Here is a 17,357-nt window from a genome sequence, read left to right on the forward strand (position 1 = left end):
TAATTAACCTTAACAAAACCTCTGATAAGACAAAAGCGGGAAGCATTTAAATGCTTCCCGCTTTTGTCTCAAACAACTTATAAAAGTTATTTCAACGACCCTTCCAGATTACCATACTTTTTACTCAATGCGTCATATTTATCAAAAGCGGCAGCATCGTGCCCTTGCGCTTTTCCGGCTTTCCAGCCATAGATACTCTCAAGCGATTTTACCGCATTATTACCTGAAATAGTTTCAATTTTCTCTCTATTGGTTTTTGCAGATAAAATGCTATACGCTTTTTCGAACCAATAAGCTGAGCTATCGGCATACGGAGCTTGTTGTTTTTCAATAGATGCTCTTTTAGCTTTCAGTGCGGCGCCTTCGCCCCTACTGGCATAATATTCATCGTCCAATTTCAAAAACATACTATAATTCAATACGCCGGCATTGTAAGCATATAACCCTTGCGGATTCTTAGCAAAAGCCTTTTCATAAGCATCTATGGCAGTATTGTTAACCTGAATGAATAAAGCAGAATCTGTTACTTTTTTTTCTGCATTAGCCAAGCTATTTGCAATCTGCGCATACTGGTCTTCCGACATATCGCCAGCGGCATCTTTTTGCTTATAATTATCTATAATACTTTGTACATCGCCACCGGCTGTCATCGCATTTGTTTCCAATTGTTCCCACAAATCATTCTTATCAGGATAATGTTGCTTTGCAATAGCAAGGTACTTGTCTGTATTGGCATTATCTTTTTTTGTCTGATAATATTGAATCATGAATTGGTACATGGCTGCCATATCCGGAATTGCGATTCCTCTGTCGGCGAGGGCTGTATAAATAGACATCGCCGAATCTGCCATAGCCGGATTTTTGAAACTGCCAGATTCTGCGTCAAACCCGGCGGCATTTTGAGCCGAAAAGCCTGTGTACAAAACCGGAAATGTGTCTATTGCGTTTCTGTCCGGATTGGTACTAAATCCATTCTGAAGAATATAGCCGGACCAATGCGATGATTCGCGGAAATTAACATAAGCGCTGTCCCACTGGCTTTTGGCAAATTCTTCTTTTCCCTTATTGAAAGCATCTGCATATACTGCCGATACAGCGTTTATGCCTTGATTTTGACGCATCAATTTGTTGAACTGAGCCGTATCGGTCGATTGTTGCAATTGTTTCAACACATTGTCTGCAATGCTAATTCCATCCGGATAATTTGCCTTTGTAGCCGAATCGTAAGCTAACTGAGAATAAATAAAAGCCTTGTATGTAAGCGCTTCTTTATTATCCTGCTCCTTCGGATTTTGAAGAACTTTATCAATGTAATCTTTAGCCTGTACATAATTTTTAAGGACAAGATACTTTTGTAATTCACTATTGTCATACTTTACCGGTTTGTCCTTTTTTTGTGCAAATACCGCCGATATGGAACCGGCAAGCAACATAGAAAATAAGACCTTTTTCATTGTTATTATTTTTAATTATTAATTGATTGAGATTCATTGTCAGGAAGCGTATTATCATCATTACTTGTTTGTTCCGGCAAGTTATTATTCTCTGTTGATGATATAGCCTCATCCTCGCCTGCTGCATCTTCATCTTCCTGTTCTTCAATTTTAGATATTGCCGCAATTTCGTCGCCATTGTCAAGCCTCATCAAAATTACACCTTGCGTATTTCGTCCCGCTTCTTTAATGCTTGCAACGCCTGTACGTAACGTAATGCCCGATTTACAAGTGATAATTAAGTCCTGCTTTTCAGTTACATCCAATATGCCGACGAGTTTGCCGGTTTTTTCCGTTATATTAATTGTCTTCACTCCTTTACCGCCGCGATTGGTAATGCGGTAAACATCTTCTCCATCTTCATCGGTTAATGGAGTTCGTTTGCCATAACCTTTTTCGCTTACAACGAGTACGGTTTTTTCTTTATCATTTTTATTTACAGAAATCATACCGATTACTTCATCTGTTTCATCATCGACCTCAATTCCTGTAACACCGATAGCGCCGCGCCCGGTCGGACGAACTTTTTCTTCGGGAAAACGAATAGCACGACCACTTTTTACGGCAAGCATTATTTCGCTGTTTCCGTCTGTTACGATAGCTTCCAAAAGCTGGTCGCCTTCATTAATGGTAATCGCATTTACGCCTGTTGCCCGCGGACGGCTGAAATCCTGCAACGCCGTTTTTTTAATAATTCCTTTGCGTGTACACAAAACGATAAAATGATTTTTAACATACTCTTCATCCGTGAGCTTCTTCACATTGATAATCGTTCTCACTTTATCATCGCCCGGAATCTGAATCAGGTTTTGAACTGCACGACCTTTAGTGTTCTTTTCTCCTTCAGGAATTTCATAAACCTTCAGCCAAAACAAACGTCCTTTCTCCGTAAAGAACATCATAGTATCATGTGTAGAAGGTACAAACAAATGCTCCACATAATCCTCTTCGCGGGTAGCCACGCCTTTGCCGCCGCGACCGCCGCGACGCTGCTGCCGGTATTCCGAAACCGGCGTACGTTTGATATAACCGAGGTGCGAAATAGTAACTACCACATCTTCTTCTTCAATCAAATCTTCGATGCTGATATCGTCTGCGTTGTACTCAATACTGCTTTTACGTTCATCGCCGAATTTTGTTTTTATTTCGAGTAATTCGGTTTTGATTACATCATAACGCAAGCCTTCATCTGCCAGCAATTGTTTCAGACGTTCAATGGTTTTCATCAGTTCCAGATATTCATCGCGAATCTTATCGCGTTCCATTCCGGTTAAACGCTGCAAGCGCATCTCAAGAATAGCTTTCGCCTGTACTTCGTCCAGAAATTCGTTGGCTGTTTCTTCGCCAAGCAACCGGATAATTTGAGAATTTTTTAGCCGGAACTGCGCAGCCACCAAATTTTCTTTTGCAGCTTCCGGATTAGCCGATGCACGAATGATACTGATGACTTCATCAATATTATCCAAGGCTATCAGATAGCCTTTTAACAGATGCTCACGCTCTTGTGCTTTTCGCAATTCAAATCTCGTACGTCGCGTAATTACCTCCATTCTGAACTCGATAAATTCCTGGATAAGCTGTTTCAGGTTCAGCGTGCGCGGACGCCCTTTACAAATGGCAACATTGTTGATTCCAAAGCTGGTTTGCAGCTCGGAATATTTGTACAATTGATTAATAACAACACTGGAAACCGCATCACGCTTGAGTTCCACTACAATGCGAATGCCTTCGCGCTTGCTGCTTTCGTTGTTTACATAAGAAATACCATCAACAATCTTGTTGGAAGCGAGCTGTCCTATTTTATCCGTTAAAGCATCCAGACCGACCTGATACGGCACTTCTGTGATAATAATTTTTTCTTTGCCCGACTTCTCAGTTTCTATATGACATTTTCCGCGCACCATTACTCGACCGCGACCGGTAAGCATTGCCTGACGCACGCCATCCATACCGAAAATAATACCGCCCGTTGGAAAATCCGGCGCTTTCACATGGCGCATCAATTCTTCAACTGTTATTTCTTTATTATCGATATAAGCAATACAGCCGTCGATTACTTCGCTCAGGTTGTGCGGCATCATATTCGTTGCCATACCTACGGCAATACCGCTCGATCCGTTCAATAAAAGCTGCGGAATACGCGTGGGCAGCACGGCAGGTTCTTCCAGAGAATCGTCGAAGTTGAGTTGAAAATCCACCGTATCTTTTTCGATGTCTTCCAGCATGGCTTCGGCAATTTTTTCCAAACGAACTTCGGTATAACGCATGGCCGCCGGCGGGTCGCCGTCCTGGTTACCAAAGTTACCTTGACCGTCCACCAGCGGATAGCGCATGGTAAAATCCTGCGCCATACGTACGATGGTAAAATAAATCGAGGAGTCGCCGTGAGGATGATATTTACCCATCACTTCGCCCACAATACGCGCCGCTTTCTTATAAGGTTTGTTACTGTTATTTCCGAGTTCATTCATCCCGTACAACACGCGGCGATGCACCGGTTTAAACCCATCGCGTACATCGGGCAATGCACGCCCTACAATCACGCTCATCGAATAATCGATGTAAGCGGTTTTCATTTCTGTTTCGATACTCACGGGCAAAATTCTGTCTATATCGCCTGTCTCTTCCGGAGTGAGATTGCTATTGTTTTCTTCCATAAAATTTAAAAAAAATACAAAATATCTGTGTGGGATACACAAGGTCTCAAAAATACGCATTTACCTGCAAAAACACCGACACATAAACAATAAAATAACGAAAAAAAATAATTGGATTTTCTTTTATAAAAAGAATGGCAGCATTATTGCTAAAAATCAATACGTCCGGGATCCATTTCGGCTACCACAGCCAAAATTTATCTGCATAGGGCACGTTCAGAAATCTTGATAATTCCTTACTTTTAGCACAAAATAAATAAGCGGAATTCCGTGTATCATTTATTGCGAAACAATATTGTAACGGGCCCTTTTACGAGGGAAGCATTGTTGCAGCAAGGCATTCTGCATACCGACCAACTCAGGACAGCCGACAGCAATGAATGGCGCGCGGCAGCAAGCTTTGCAGAGTTTAAAGATGCGCTGGCTTATGCGCCAAAACCCAAATTCAAAATAACCGCGAACAAGGAATTGATTGAAATAAAAAAAGAACCTGAACCACCTATGCAACAACCTACACCGCCCGTCAACTCGCCTTTCAAACGAACGCCCTCTGCCGTTCCTAAAAAAAGAGCAAACGACCTGACCGTAAACGATAAAAAAACGCCTGAAAAAGAAACGCATCACACAGCAGCAAAACCGCTGGTACATCACATAGACAGTGCGCCGCGTCTTGAAAAAACAGAGCGCAAAAAAACTGTCGCACCCAAACCTTCAAAGGCAGCAGGAAGAGATAACAACTCCAGCATAACGAAAGAATTAGTTCTCCCGTTGCTTATCATTGGCGGCATTGGTGCGGGCGTGTGGTTCGGCTATAAAAAAATGACATCGGACGATGCGGCGCCTACTGCAATTGTACAAACGCCGGTTACCGCAGACAGCACAATCAAAAAACCTTTTGCTACTACCTCTACACACAAATCGGAAAAAACAATTACAATGGCGTCTGTCAAACACGTCAAAGACAGCGCTATGACTATTGTAAAAAAAGACTCTGTCATAAAAGCAAAAAAGGATACATTATCTCGTACCGCAAGAGCTAACATCGCGATAGATTCCGAAGATGCCGGCAGAAAAAAGATTCCGAAGATTGAAACTAAAATTACCGAAAATAGCACTCCCGCAATCGCACCCCACAACACCGGAATAGCTGCCGTAAAACCTGTTGAGAAGAAACCTGTGGCTAAACAAAAGTTTATTTCGGATTATGTAACGCTGTCGCTGAACAAAACGCCGGACAAGGAAGTAAAAAACATTAAAATAAATGTAAAAAACATCAGCGACCAACCTTTAAACATTGCCATCATCGATGTGTCTTATACCGATGCAGATGGCAAAATCATACGCGGCGAGACTTTGCAGGCAGAAAATATTGGCACAGGAAAAACCGCATCAGTCAAAGTCCCTAATGAGAAAAAAGCTACCAACATTACTTACAAAGTTTCCCTGATAAGCGGAGATAGCGTTTATTTGATGGGGAAATGATTTTACAAAATTTACTATGGCAACAATCACAGGTTGGCAATATCTTCCTTTGTGGCAAACAAATTGATTTTGTCATTCAGTTGTATCTTTTACTTTCTGAAAACCTCATTCAGTTTTTCTTTATGAGATTGACCTATTGGAACATGAATATCATTTGAAAGAATGAGTTCGTCTTTCGCAATCATCTTTATTTTCCCGATAGCAACAATGTATGATTTATGAACACGGATAAATTTATCGTTCGGCAATTGTTCTTCCAACAATTTTAGTGTTGTGTGTTGCAGATAAAATTTTTCGGGGGTATAAATTTTCATATAGTCGCCAAGCGCTTCGATGTACAAAATATCTTTATAAAGAAGTTTTACTGCAACAGAATTGCTTTCTATGATAAAATAATTTTCATCACTTTTCTCGGCACTTCTGTTTTCCAATAATTTTTCAGCTTTGCCGACAGCTTTTAAAAACCTTTCATAAGAAAAAGGCTTAAGCAAATAATCGACTGCATTCAATTCAAAACCTTGCAGCGCATAATCCTGAAACGCAGTCGTGAAAATAATTTGCGGCGGATTATTCAGGTTCTTTAAAAAAGTTAACCCGCTAATCAACGGCATTTGAATATCGAGAAAAATCAAATCTACTTCATGCGCTTCCAGCATCGCCAATGCTTCCATTGCATTGCGGCAATGACCAATCAATGCAAGACTCTCGCATTTCAAAATATATTTCTCCAAAATCTGATGAGCAATGAGCTCGTCATCGACAACAATACATTTGATCATGGCTTAATTCAATTGATAAATCAACAACGTAAACATTTTCTTTATCCGAAATTTTCAAATCGTATTTTCCTGCATAATACAATTCCAACCTTGCTTTTACATTTTCAATACCAACTCCTCCAAATGCTGATTCCGACTTACTTTCAGGCGAAACATCATTTTCCAATCTGAAAAATAATTTATCGTTATTCAAAACAACTTTACAATTAACAACAGCTTTTTCATTTATATGATGCGCACCATGTTTAATGGCGTTTTCTGCAAAAGGCAACAAAATCAATGGCGCAATTTCAGTTGTTTCATCTACATTATCAGAAGAAAATGTAAGCGTAATATTTTCATATCGTTTGCTTTCCATGAGCAAATAATTTTCGATAAATGCAACTTCTTTTTCAAGCGGTACTTTTTCGTCATTACTTTCATACAAAACATAACGCATCATATCGGACATACGCAAAATGTATTGCGGCGTTTCTTCATTGTTCAATAAACTCATTCCGTAAATGCTGTTTAAAGTATTGAACAAAAAATGCGGATTCAACTGTGCGCGCAAAGCGTTTAATTGCAATTCAAAATTGTGTTGTTGCAATTGCCGTTTGTTGTATTCATTTTCAAAAGCATAACGCAGAAATGCAATCGAACTGAATGCAATTAAATCTGGCAGTAATATTTCCAAATCCCAGCCTGAAAATTGTTTCAATCGCAAACCGTAAAACCAATGTTGCTTTTGATAAAATTCCTGCAATACTTTATCAAAACCGAAATGCTCAAAGACGTAACTTACAATAAAATTATTCGGCAACGATAAAATAATTACAAACAAAAATGCTGCTGCCAATATCAACCAATAGCTTCTCTTTCTTAACAGAAAAGGAATTACAAGACGATAATACAACAGCCAATACAAGGATAGTGCAATGACATAGAATATAATTTGAGGGTGCGGTAAATCAGATTGTGTATCACGAAAATTAACCAAGTCAATATAATATGAATATTTAAACATAGACACATACAACAACCAAACAACAATTTCGTACACAAGCGGGAACTTACTTTTATCCTTTATCTGAATTTCATTTTTCATTACGAATATAAAAGTATCTCAAATAAAAATATGAGCATTTCTATTCGATGAAACCATCTGTTTTTTCGATGAAAATTGAGTATAAATTTTTTGTCGAATAATTGAAGAGGTTGACAGAACAAGTTTTTTGAGCGTGTACAGTCAAAATAATTTCGTGTTATAAACTAAAAATTATTTTATGAAAAGAATCACAATTGTATGCACGCTTTCAATCGCGGTAATATTTGCGAAAGCACAAAATGAATTGGACAAAAATATTGTATCATTAAACATTGAATCAGGAAAAATTTCCATAAAACAACTTCAGTCTTTAGTAAATGAAATGGGAAATCATCAAATCGTAGGACTTGGCGAAGGCACACACGGAACAAAAGAATTTAACGATTTGAGAATTGATATAGTTAAAGAACTTGTCGAGAAAAAAGGTTTTAGAATAATTTGTTTTGAAAATGCTTTCGGCGACAGCTATTACTTTAATCGGTTTATCAATTCCAAAGAAAACATAAAAATTGGGATGAAAAAATATCTCATTTCACTATGGCAAACAAAGGAAATTGAGATGCTGTTTAAATGGATAAGAAAGTTTAATCAGGAACATTCAAATAAAATTATGTTTACAGGAATGGATTTTAATTACATGGAAAATACGGCAAAAATTATCAAAAATGAATTGCTTCATTCCAATAACCAAACGCTGCTGAATTTGTCCGATACATTAATTGCTTGCACACATTATTACGATTCTATTTGGACAGTGCAGAACGATACAACATTAAACATAAACTATGATGCTGTTTTTGCAAAAATGCGGAAAGGTTATTCCGTTTCGCAAAAAATAGACAGTCTTGTAAAAGCCGAAAATATTGATGTAAACGACACTTTCAAAACTGCTGTTTTAAATTGTAAATTTTGGATTGTCGGCGAAGAAAACAGAGACAAAGGAATGGCTGAAATGGCTGTAAATATTGCCAAGAACAATAAAATGATTGTATGGGCACACGCAATACATTTGGCGTTAAAGTCAGCCTTTCAAGATAATAGTGTCGGCGGTTGCGGCGGATATATAAAACAGCAAATTCCCGACTACTTTGTTCTCGGAACAGGCACAGCAAATGGCACATACAGCGGAACGCCCGAACGGTTTGATACGCACATTAATCCAATGTTTTCATATCCGCTTCCAACTGTAAAAGAAAATACTTGGGATAAATATTTTGCCGATAAAAATCAGCCTGCATCTTTTATCAATTTCGATAAAGTTAAAAATGATACGACAAAATTACCATTAAGAATGGTCGGTTACGGAACGCCCGAAGGCATTGGATATTCCGACAAAACAAATTTGCCGCAACTGTTTGATGCATATATTTTCATTAAAACAACCCACGCAGCAAATCATGATTTATAACAAAAAGAAACCTGTTCCATTAATGGATAACTCCTAAATTTGTACCCTAAATTTTTTTGATATGCAGGATGTGGCAATTAACGGTGTAGAAAGATTGGTGGAAGAAGAAAAAGACCAAAGTTTAAAAACCATCGGTTATAAAATATTAAATAGTGAACGCATCAGTTTCGACGAAGGTGTTACGCTTTTTGAAAAAGGCTCGCTCGGTTTTGTGGGCTCGCTCGCAAATCATGTGCGCGAAAAAAAGAACGGCAACATCGTTTATTTCAATCGCAACTTTCATATTGAGCCGACCAACGTGTGCGTGTTTACCTGTGCGTTTTGTTCCTACTCACGCTTGTACAAACATCGCGAAGAAGGTTGGGAACTGAGCGAAGACCAAATGATGCACATTGTCAAAAGCTACGACGGAAAACCTGTAACGGAAGTGCATATTGTAGGTGGCGTTCATCCAAAACTGAACTTGCAATTTTTCATCAACCTGATGAAAAAAATCAAAGCGCATCGTCCAGATTTACACATCAAAGGTTACACGGCTGTCGAGTTGGATTATATGTTCCGCAAAGCAAAAGTTTCTGTTGAAGAAGGAATGCAATTATTGAAAGACGCGGGTTTGCAATCATTGCCCGGCGGCGGCGCGGAAATTTTTCATACTGAAATAAGAGAACAAATCTGTGCCGATAAAGTGGATGCAGACGGTTGGCTGGCAATTCATCGTGCAGCGCACAAATTGAATATGCACACCAACGCAACAATGCTTTTCGGGCACATTGAAAAATATGAACATCGCATCGACCACATGGAACGGTTGCGACAACTACAAGATGAAACCGGCGGCTTCAACACATTTATTCCTCTGAAGTTTCGTAATCAGAATAACGATATGTCTCACATTCCCGAAAGCAGTGTGGTGGAAGATATGCGCCTGTATGCAATTTCGAGATTGTACTTAGATAATTTTCCGCACGTAAAAGCTTACTGGCCCATGCTTGGACGGCAAAATGCGCAACTCTCTTTAAGCTTTGGCGTAGATGATTTAGACGGAACAATTGATGATACTACCAAGATTTATTCGATGGCAGGAAGTGAAGAACAAAAACCGTCTTTATCAACTGCAGAATTGGTTGCGCTCATCAAACAAGCAGGTCGCGCGCCTGTTGAACGCGATACTTTATATAATGTGATTAAAGATTACAGCGAAGAAGATTTGGCGGCATTGGCAGCAAATCCGAATTATAATTAATTTTTGATGACACGAATGAAGGCGAATTACACGAATTTCATAAAATATAGCTTTAGTGAAAGCAACTTTTAAAAGTTCAAAAAATAATTCGTGTAATTCGTCCTAATTTGTGTAATTAAAATCCACTACTCCACTAAAGATTTCACTTTATCATTCAACTGATTCGGCTTTAAATTTTTTGCCACAATAACACCGTCTGCATTCACAAGAATATTCTGCGGAGCGGAAACAATTCCATACAATCTCGCAACAGCATTGTTCCAAAAACGCAAATCTGTTACTTGTGGGAAAATGCTCAAACCATCTTCCTGTATGGCTTTCAACCAAATATCTTTTTCGCCCGGTTTATCAAGCGACACGTTGATAATAGTAAAATTATTATCTTTATATGTATTGTACAATTTTACCAAATCTGCATCTAGTGCACGGCAAGGTCCGCACCAGCTTGCCCAAAAATTAATCAGCACCGTTTTTCCTTTGAATGATGAAAGTGTTACAGAATTTCCGTTCATATCAGTTTGTGTAAAATCAGGCGCAGGTTTTCCCGCGCTTGCGCGCAGCACACGACTAATCAAATCTTTCATACGCATTCCATCGTGCGACCGCTTCATTGATTCGGGCAACAAATTAAACAGTTGCAAAGTTTCCTGCGGCTTCGGCATTGTTGGTCCTGCATATTGCTGCAAAGCAAAAAATGCCAACGGCGAATTTGGATTTTGTTGAATATATTTGGCGTACACGGCTTCATTTAATTGCGCATTTACTTCGTCTAATTGCAGTTGTGCCTGCTCAAGTTCCTGCGTATTTTTTTCCTTTCTGTATTGAGCAATTTCTTTTGACAAAGCAATCACTTTAGGCTGAAAAGGTTTTGCCGCAGTTTGTAATTTTTGAAACTCAACATTTACCTGCGAGCCGGTAATGGTTGCATTGGAGAAAGAATCTACGCTATTGATTGTAATATCTGAAGGCTCTGCAAAAAGCGTTATTACGTCTCGCTGCAAAGAAGCTCTATCATTATTATATGCGGCTTTCAGTTCAACACGCGTGGGTTGCGTAATGTAGCCTGTGAATTTATATTTGTTGCCACGCACATTTGCGCTATCCAAAACATTTTGTCCGTTAGCAGCATAAGAAATATATACTTTATCTACAGACGGGTTTACGCCTTTTACCGAACCGGAAATCTGAAACGGCGCCTGCGCCCATATTGTTACCGGAATACCACACAGCAAGACCAAACTTAACTTTTTCATTATTAAAAATTTATCAATTGTTATTCTTTATTAAACTATCAAAACCCAACAAAGTTTACACAAGATTATTTAAAATATCCTAATAAAAATTAAAAAATTAGTTGTAGGTAAATTGCATCTTCAAATTTTCTTTTGGAACATACTGACAAATATTCGTAAATTTATGCAACAAAAATCATAAGCCATGATTAACATTCACGAACTGAAACACAACAATTATGTAGTTGCCGACTACGAAGGTCAGAAAAGAAAAGGGACTGTATCGGGCATTGCACCGGAAGATAAACAAGTGTGCGTAACCACTGATGAGGGTAACCAGGATTTTTGGTATGATGTCGAAAATGTTTACCCGATTCCTTTGACCGATGCCGAAATGGGGCATCTCGGCTTCACAAAAGAAGACCTTGAAGATGATGCTGTAAAGTACAAGAAAGACGCATTTCGCTTAGTCATTCCACAGCGCGATGATTTTTCTTCTGTGGAAATGTGGTATCGCGAAGATATCAGACGTTTCCCGAATGTGCATTATGTACACCAGTTACAAAACCAGTATCACGATATGACTAAAATATTTTTGGAATAATTAAAACAGTCAACTTTGATACAGTTGCTTGCTCAGCCGCAGCCTTTCTGCTGCGGCTGTCTCGTTTATCTGCCGTTCATCAAATAAATTTTTTCTTGTACATAAACTTCCCCAACTTTACTTAGCAAAACTTAACAGCATGACAGCATTATCTGTTCATCAAATATCAAAAAATTACGGAGCGATTGCAGCATTGAAAAATGTTTCATTCGATGTGCCGCAAGGCAGTATTTTCGGTATTCTTGGACCCAACGGAAGCGGTAAAACCACTTTATTAGGCATTGTAACAAATGTGTTGAAAGCCAACGCAGGCACTTGTTCCTTATTCGGAGAGCCTATCACTTCCAAACTGCGCAGGCAAACAGGCACATTACTTGAAACGCCTAACTTCTATCATTATTTATCGGCAAGAAAAAATCTGGAAATTACTGCACAAATTAAAGGTTACGATTTTTCAACAATTGATGATGTACTGAAGCGAGTCGATTTGTATGAAAGAAAAGACAGCAAGTTCAGTACATTTTCTCTCGGCATGAAACAGCGCCTTGCAATTGCGGCAGCTTTGCTGGGAAGTCCGTCTATATTGATTTTAGACGAACCGACAAATGGTCTTGACCCGAACGGAATTGCAGATATCCGCAGTCTTATAAAGAGTCTGGCAAACGAAGGAAAAACGGTTGTAATGGCAAGTCATTTGCTGGACGAAGTGGAAAAAGTATGCACGCATGTAGCCATTTTAAAGAAAGGAACTTTACTTGCCGATGGTAACGTAAACTCTGTTTTGAAAAGCAATGATATTATTGAATTATCTGCACCCGACTTTACAAAACTGAAAGAAGTCTTGAGTAACTTTACAGGCTACACTTCGATGGAAGAACAAAGAGATTTATTGCTGCTGCATCATGAACCGGACGCAATTTCTTTGGAGGCGCTAAACAAATATTGCTTTGAACACGGCGTTACACTTACACATTTAAGCGTTCATAAAAAATCGTTGGAAACAAAATTCCTTGAAATTACAAATCAATAAAAATGTATAAAAACTTAATGATAGAATGGCTGAAAGTCCGCAATTACCGCACCTTTTGGGTATTGTTGATTTTATTTGTCGTATGTATGATTGGTGTAAATTATGTTGTTTACCACTTAAAAAAAGAAGTTGGCACTCAAGCCGTATCTATGTTTATCGGTAATCCGTTTGAGTTTCCAGATGTGTGGCAAACGGTTACATACATCAGCAGCTTTTTACTGTTTCTTCCGGGATTAATTGTATTGATTTTGATTACCAACGAATACAATTTCAAAACGCACCGGCAAAACATTATTGATGGTATCAGTCGCTTCGACTTCGCATTAACTAAAATATTAGTTGTATTAAAACTTTCTGTATTTGCAACAATAATAGCTGCGCTAATTGCAGTATTTATAGGCATTTCGGGCAATACATCTTTTTCATTTGACCATGCAGGCTATTTGTGGTATTTCTTTTTACAGGCGCTAACTTATTCGCTTGCGGGATTGGTGTTCGGTTTTTTATTCAAGCGTTCCGGATTAGCGATTGCGCTTTATTTTATTTATTTATTCTTTCTGAAAAATATTTTGACCTTCTTCATCAATCATTATTTTTCAAGCATAGGCGATTATTTCCCCATAAAGAGTTCAGATAATTTAATACAGAATCCGCTTATCCAAAAATTTTCCAAAGAGATTCACTTTCTCACACCGCCGAATGTGCCTTTACTAATTATATTTACGGTTGTGTATCTCATTGCATTTTATTTCATTATTGTAAAAAAATTTACGACGGAAGACTTATAAAGAATGATGGGATATACACATAAAATTTTTATCGGTAGTTAAACTCATCTGTCATTCAGCTTAACAAGTGAAATATTCAATTGTTTGATTATTGTAACTATTTCAATGTTTATTTGTTGCACACGTTGAGTAAAATCAGCGTATGTCATATTCATCAATCCAAAATACTCTACAAAAATTTTATGAGAATTAATTCCTGTATCTTTAAAATAAACTGCGGGATTGACAATACTTTCATTGCTCATATTCTGTAATAACTTTTTAATATGATTAACCAATTCCTGAATAGTTTCGGGCGTTGTATCTAAATCCAGTTCCAATGTCTGCACTGTGTGCCGGTATGTTTGATTACTTTTATTCTCCAATGTTCCGCCAATCACGCTGCTGTTAGACATATTAACCAAAGTTTTCGCATCGGTACGCAATAACGTGCTTCTCAAACCGATTTTCTCCACCGTGCCGCTTACTCCATTGACATTAATAGTATCGCCCACAAAAAACGGTTTGTCTAAAAATATAACAAAAGAACAGATGATGTTTTCCACGCTTTCTTTTGCAGCCAACGCAAGCGCCGCAGTAACCAAACCTAAACTTGTAACAAAGGAACTAAGCGAATAGTTAAATGACACTTTCAGCACAAATAAAATACAAAACACAATCAGCACGGCACGCACCAAATCTGCCAGTAAAGAAATCATTTGCAATATAGGGCGGTCATTCTTTTTGGCAGCGCTTTCTTTTAAAACAAATGCGATAAACATAGCAATACCTATCACTAATTGAAAAAAGCAAACCGTGAGCCAGCCCATGCTTATTGCATCCAGCACTTTGCTGAATTTCGTTTTAAAAAAGTCAAATTCCATCTGATGCGGAAAACTTAGTTTTTCTAAAGAAAAAACTACCACCGACCAAAAAATATAATGGCTCAAAGGCTTTACGATGTTCTTTTTAAAGACATCTGAATAATCGGTGTGCTTGACTTTCGTAAATAATTTTACAAACAATGTAGCCAAGCCTTTGGAAATAAATCTGCTGAAAATCAACGCCAGCAAAATAGCTCCGGCACAAATGAACCACGCTTTAATTGTATTGTCTAAAAACACTGTATGAAAGAAACTGTTTGTCATAAATTTTACTGTTTTATATCATACACATCTATCCCGTCATTATTTAAAATATACAATTTTCCTCCACCGAAAAACAGTTGCCTTACTTGCTGAAAGTCAATATTCATCGATGTTTTGAAAGATTGTGCAATCAGTTTTTTGGGGTTGCATATCCACAATGTATCGCCTGTTCTGCCAAATAAAATATTGTTCATCACAGATACATTTTCCCAATTTTTATACTCCAATTTTTGTTTGAACGCACCGTAATAGTCAAACAACAGCCAGCCTTGATTTTTATCGTACAAATACAAAACACCGTTATTATCAATAATTTTATCGGGATTTGGCGCATTGCCAAAAACGGTTCTCAAATCGGTCGAAGTAAAGGTAACATCGCCTTGCGCATTGAGTTTTTTTATTTGTGCATTCAGTTCATCATATGTCCAGATTTGTCCGTCGTAACTGCTTGCTACTACGTGCGATTGCGCAATGCCGCTTTGCCGCAAATCAATTGTATTCACAACATTCAAAAATCTGTCAAGCATTAATACGGTCGAAAAGTCTTTGTAATAAACCAATAGCTTCAGTGCATTGGAAACATTCATGGAAGAGACATTTCCATACTGTGTTACATTATCAAAAATCTGTAATGAATCGCCTTTGTTGCTGAGTTTCTTTATCTGTATATTATCATCTTTCAACACATAAATATTTTCCTGATTATCTACATAAAATTTAGAGAAGTACCCTTCGATTTTTTTTTCAAATTCAATGTTCAGCACATTGCCTTCCTGCGCCTTCGGAAACAATGAGCAAACGCTGAAACACAAGCACAGCAATAGTTTTAGCTTTCCCATTTTTTCAGTTTTATGTCATTGCCGTCAAATTCGGCATAAGTAAAATTGGTAATCCAGTCGCCGAGATTGATGTAGCGGCTTTCTTCGTTCAACTTCAAATCAACCGGATAATGCCGATGTCCGAAAATAAAATAATCAATGTTTTCTTTTTGCAGAATTTCCCTGCAATAAATCACGAGCCATTCCTTGTCTTCGCCCAGCCATTCTGCATTTGCATCGCCTGTTTTTTCACGGCTTTTACGACTGAAATAATTTGCCAAACCAATTCCCCAAGTTGGATGCAACTGACCAAACAACCAATTGCAAAATTTGTTGCGAAATATCTTTTTAAGAAATTTATAGCCTTTATCGCCCGGACCTAAACCATCGCCATGACCAATTAAAAGTTTCTTTCCGTTGTATTCAAAATGTTGCGGTTCGGAATATGTTTTTATGTTCAGTTCTTTTTCAAAATAACCGTTCATCCACATATCGTGATTGCCAATGAAGAAATGAATCTTAACCCCCGAATCGCTGATTTCGCCAAACTTTCCGAGCAATCGCACAAAATATTTCGGTACTACTTTTTTGTATTCGTACCAAAAATCAAACATATCGCCCATGAGAAAGATTTCGCTCGCTTCGTCTTTTATACTGTTTAAAAAAGCAATAATTTTTTTCTCACGCAGCAAACTTTTTTCATAGTCCGGCGCACCGAGATGGAAGTCGGATAAGAAATATATTTTTTTATTAACGGGAATTTGAGGCATATTTTTATGACACGAATTTTATCGAATTACACGAATTATGGATTAGGATAATTATGATTTAAGTAGGTTTCTATATAGAATAAATTTGCCAAAACGTACGATAAAATGAATTCGTGTAATCAAACAAATACTTAAATCTTTCAAATCAAGGTTCTTCCACCACAAAGCAAAACACTTCTTTCGGACCGTGAACGCCTACAACCAACGTTTTTTCGATATCTGCCGTGCGGCTTGGACCTGTCGCCAGCGTGATTAATGATGGCAATTTTTCTTTTGATTGTTGCATAAAATCAAAGCCTTCGTAAATATCATACACAAGCTGATTGGTAAACGCAATGCAAATATGAACCGGTGCATATACACTCGTGGTTCGTCCGCTTGTTTGCGCACTACTCATCAAAATACTGCCCGTACGTGCAATCAACTTTTCGCAATTCGTAACGGCAACTTCGCATTCCATAAAGTTGCTGAACTCCAATCCGTGAAAATCATTTTTCTGTAAAAAATCAATTATTGAAGGTTCCCTGCTGAATATTTTTTTCCAGCCTTTCGCTTGCTGCAAAGCATTTAGTTGTTCAACCAATTCTTTCGGTGTTGAACAATAAATAAACTGCCCGCCTACTTTGGAAAAACTTTCTGCAAAAGTTACAGTCAGTTCATCTTTTACAGAGTTTACAACTTCTTCTCTGTGCACGCTCTGCACTTCGGGAAAAGGCATTGGTGTAGAATGTTCTAATGCTTTTCTTATCTTATTCAGTATTTGTTCCTTGGACGATTGCATAATTCAAATTAAAGAGTAAAAATAATGAATGCTTCGCAAAAATAAAGCCCGCCTTGAA

Annotated in this window: 15 protein-coding genes; 6 read left to right on the forward strand and 9 right to left on the reverse strand. The window is 38.1% G+C overall.

Features of this window, described 5'->3' with window-relative positions; genetic code table 11:
- Positions 1–86: 86 nt before the first annotated feature.
- A complete protein-coding gene (locus tag A9P82_RS05245) occupies positions 87–1,454 on the reverse strand; it encodes a hypothetical protein (RefSeq protein ID WP_156522606.1) in 1,368 nt (455 codons plus the stop codon).
- Positions 1,455–1,465: 11 nt separating this feature from the next.
- Positions 1,466–4,150, reverse strand: coding sequence for a DNA gyrase subunit A (gene gyrA / locus A9P82_RS05250; RefSeq protein ID WP_066204962.1), 2,685 nt, complete (start codon positions 4,148–4,150; stop codon positions 1,466–1,468).
- Between the two features lie 270 nt (positions 4,151–4,420).
- Here gyrA and A9P82_RS05255 point away from each other — a divergent pair, with 270 nt between their 5' ends.
- Positions 4,421–5,632, forward strand: a complete 1,212-nt coding sequence (locus A9P82_RS05255; RefSeq protein WP_066204965.1) for a hypothetical protein — start codon at positions 4,421–4,423, stop codon at positions 5,630–5,632.
- Positions 5,633–5,721: 89 nt separating this feature from the next.
- Here the strand turns inward: A9P82_RS05255 and A9P82_RS05260 are convergent, their stop codons facing one another.
- Both A9P82_RS05260 and A9P82_RS05265 read right to left on the reverse strand, forming a co-directional pair.
- On the reverse strand, positions 5,722–6,411 hold the full coding sequence (locus tag A9P82_RS05260; RefSeq protein WP_066204968.1) for a LytR/AlgR family response regulator transcription factor: 690 nt from the start codon (positions 6,409–6,411) through the stop codon (positions 5,722–5,724).
- On the reverse strand, positions 6,386–7,498 hold the full coding sequence (locus A9P82_RS05265) for a sensor histidine kinase (RefSeq protein WP_066204971.1): 1,113 nt from the start codon (positions 7,496–7,498) through the stop codon (positions 6,386–6,388). The genes A9P82_RS05260 and A9P82_RS05265 overlap by 26 nt, the downstream gene beginning before the upstream one ends.
- Before the next feature lie 178 nt (positions 7,499–7,676).
- Here A9P82_RS05265 and A9P82_RS05270 point away from each other — a divergent pair, with 178 nt between their 5' ends.
- Together A9P82_RS05270 and mqnE are read left to right on the forward strand one after the other, a co-directional pair.
- Positions 7,677–8,906 (forward strand): erythromycin esterase family protein, encoded by a 1,230-nt coding sequence (locus A9P82_RS05270; protein WP_066204974.1) that lies wholly within the window; start codon positions 7,677–7,679, stop codon positions 8,904–8,906.
- 61 nt (positions 8,907–8,967) lie between these two features.
- The gene (mqnE, locus tag A9P82_RS05275) at positions 8,968–10,149 is read left to right on the forward strand and encodes an aminofutalosine synthase MqnE (protein ID WP_066204975.1); all 1,182 of its coding nucleotides are present in this window, start codon (positions 8,968–8,970) and stop codon (positions 10,147–10,149) included.
- Between the two features lie 125 nt (positions 10,150–10,274).
- On the opposite strand, the gene A9P82_RS05280 is transcribed toward mqnE, so the two are convergent.
- The gene (locus tag A9P82_RS05280) at positions 10,275–11,402 is read right to left on the reverse strand and encodes a TlpA disulfide reductase family protein (RefSeq protein ID WP_066204978.1); all 1,128 of its coding nucleotides are present in this window, start codon (positions 11,400–11,402) and stop codon (positions 10,275–10,277) included.
- Positions 11,403–11,586: 184 nt separating this feature from the next.
- Here A9P82_RS05280 and A9P82_RS05285 point away from each other — a divergent pair, with 184 nt between their 5' ends.
- The 3 genes from A9P82_RS05285 (at position 11,587) to A9P82_RS05295 (ending at position 13,803) form a co-directional block, all read left to right on the forward strand.
- A complete protein-coding gene (locus A9P82_RS05285) occupies positions 11,587–11,985 on the forward strand; it encodes a hypothetical protein (RefSeq protein ID WP_066204982.1) in 399 nt (132 codons plus the stop codon).
- A gap of 139 nt (positions 11,986–12,124) precedes the next feature.
- On the forward strand, positions 12,125–13,015 hold the full coding sequence (locus tag A9P82_RS05290) for an ABC transporter ATP-binding protein (protein WP_066204985.1): 891 nt from the start codon (positions 12,125–12,127) through the stop codon (positions 13,013–13,015).
- Positions 13,016–13,017: 2 nt separating this feature from the next.
- On the forward strand, positions 13,018–13,803 hold the full coding sequence (locus A9P82_RS05295; RefSeq protein WP_066204988.1) for an ABC transporter permease: 786 nt from the start codon (positions 13,018–13,020) through the stop codon (positions 13,801–13,803).
- 44 nt (positions 13,804–13,847) lie between these two features.
- On the opposite strand, the gene A9P82_RS05300 is transcribed toward A9P82_RS05295, so the two are convergent.
- The 4 genes from A9P82_RS05300 to A9P82_RS05315 all read right to left on the reverse strand — a co-directional run bounded on the left by A9P82_RS05300 (position 13,848) and on the right by A9P82_RS05315 (position 17,299).
- Positions 13,848–14,930 (reverse strand): mechanosensitive ion channel family protein, encoded by a 1,083-nt coding sequence (locus A9P82_RS05300; RefSeq protein ID WP_082915246.1) that lies wholly within the window; start codon positions 14,928–14,930, stop codon positions 13,848–13,850.
- Positions 14,931–14,935: 5 nt separating this feature from the next.
- The gene (locus A9P82_RS05305; protein ID WP_156522607.1) at positions 14,936–15,769 is read right to left on the reverse strand and encodes a hypothetical protein; all 834 of its coding nucleotides are present in this window, start codon (positions 15,767–15,769) and stop codon (positions 14,936–14,938) included.
- Entirely contained in the window at positions 15,757–16,518 is a 762-nt protein-coding gene (locus A9P82_RS05310) for a UDP-2,3-diacylglucosamine diphosphatase (protein WP_066204995.1), read from the reverse strand. The genes A9P82_RS05305 and A9P82_RS05310 overlap by 13 nt, the downstream gene beginning before the upstream one ends.
- Before the next feature lie 145 nt (positions 16,519–16,663).
- Positions 16,664–17,299: a LutC/YkgG family protein gene (locus A9P82_RS05315; protein WP_066204997.1), complete on the reverse strand. Its 636-nt coding sequence runs from the start codon at positions 17,297–17,299 to the stop codon at positions 16,664–16,666.
- Between the last annotated feature and the right edge of the window lie 58 nt (positions 17,300–17,357).

Source organism: Arachidicoccus sp. BS20, from assembly GCF_001659705.1.
Lineage (GTDB): Bacteria > Bacteroidota > Bacteroidia > Chitinophagales > Chitinophagaceae > Arachidicoccus.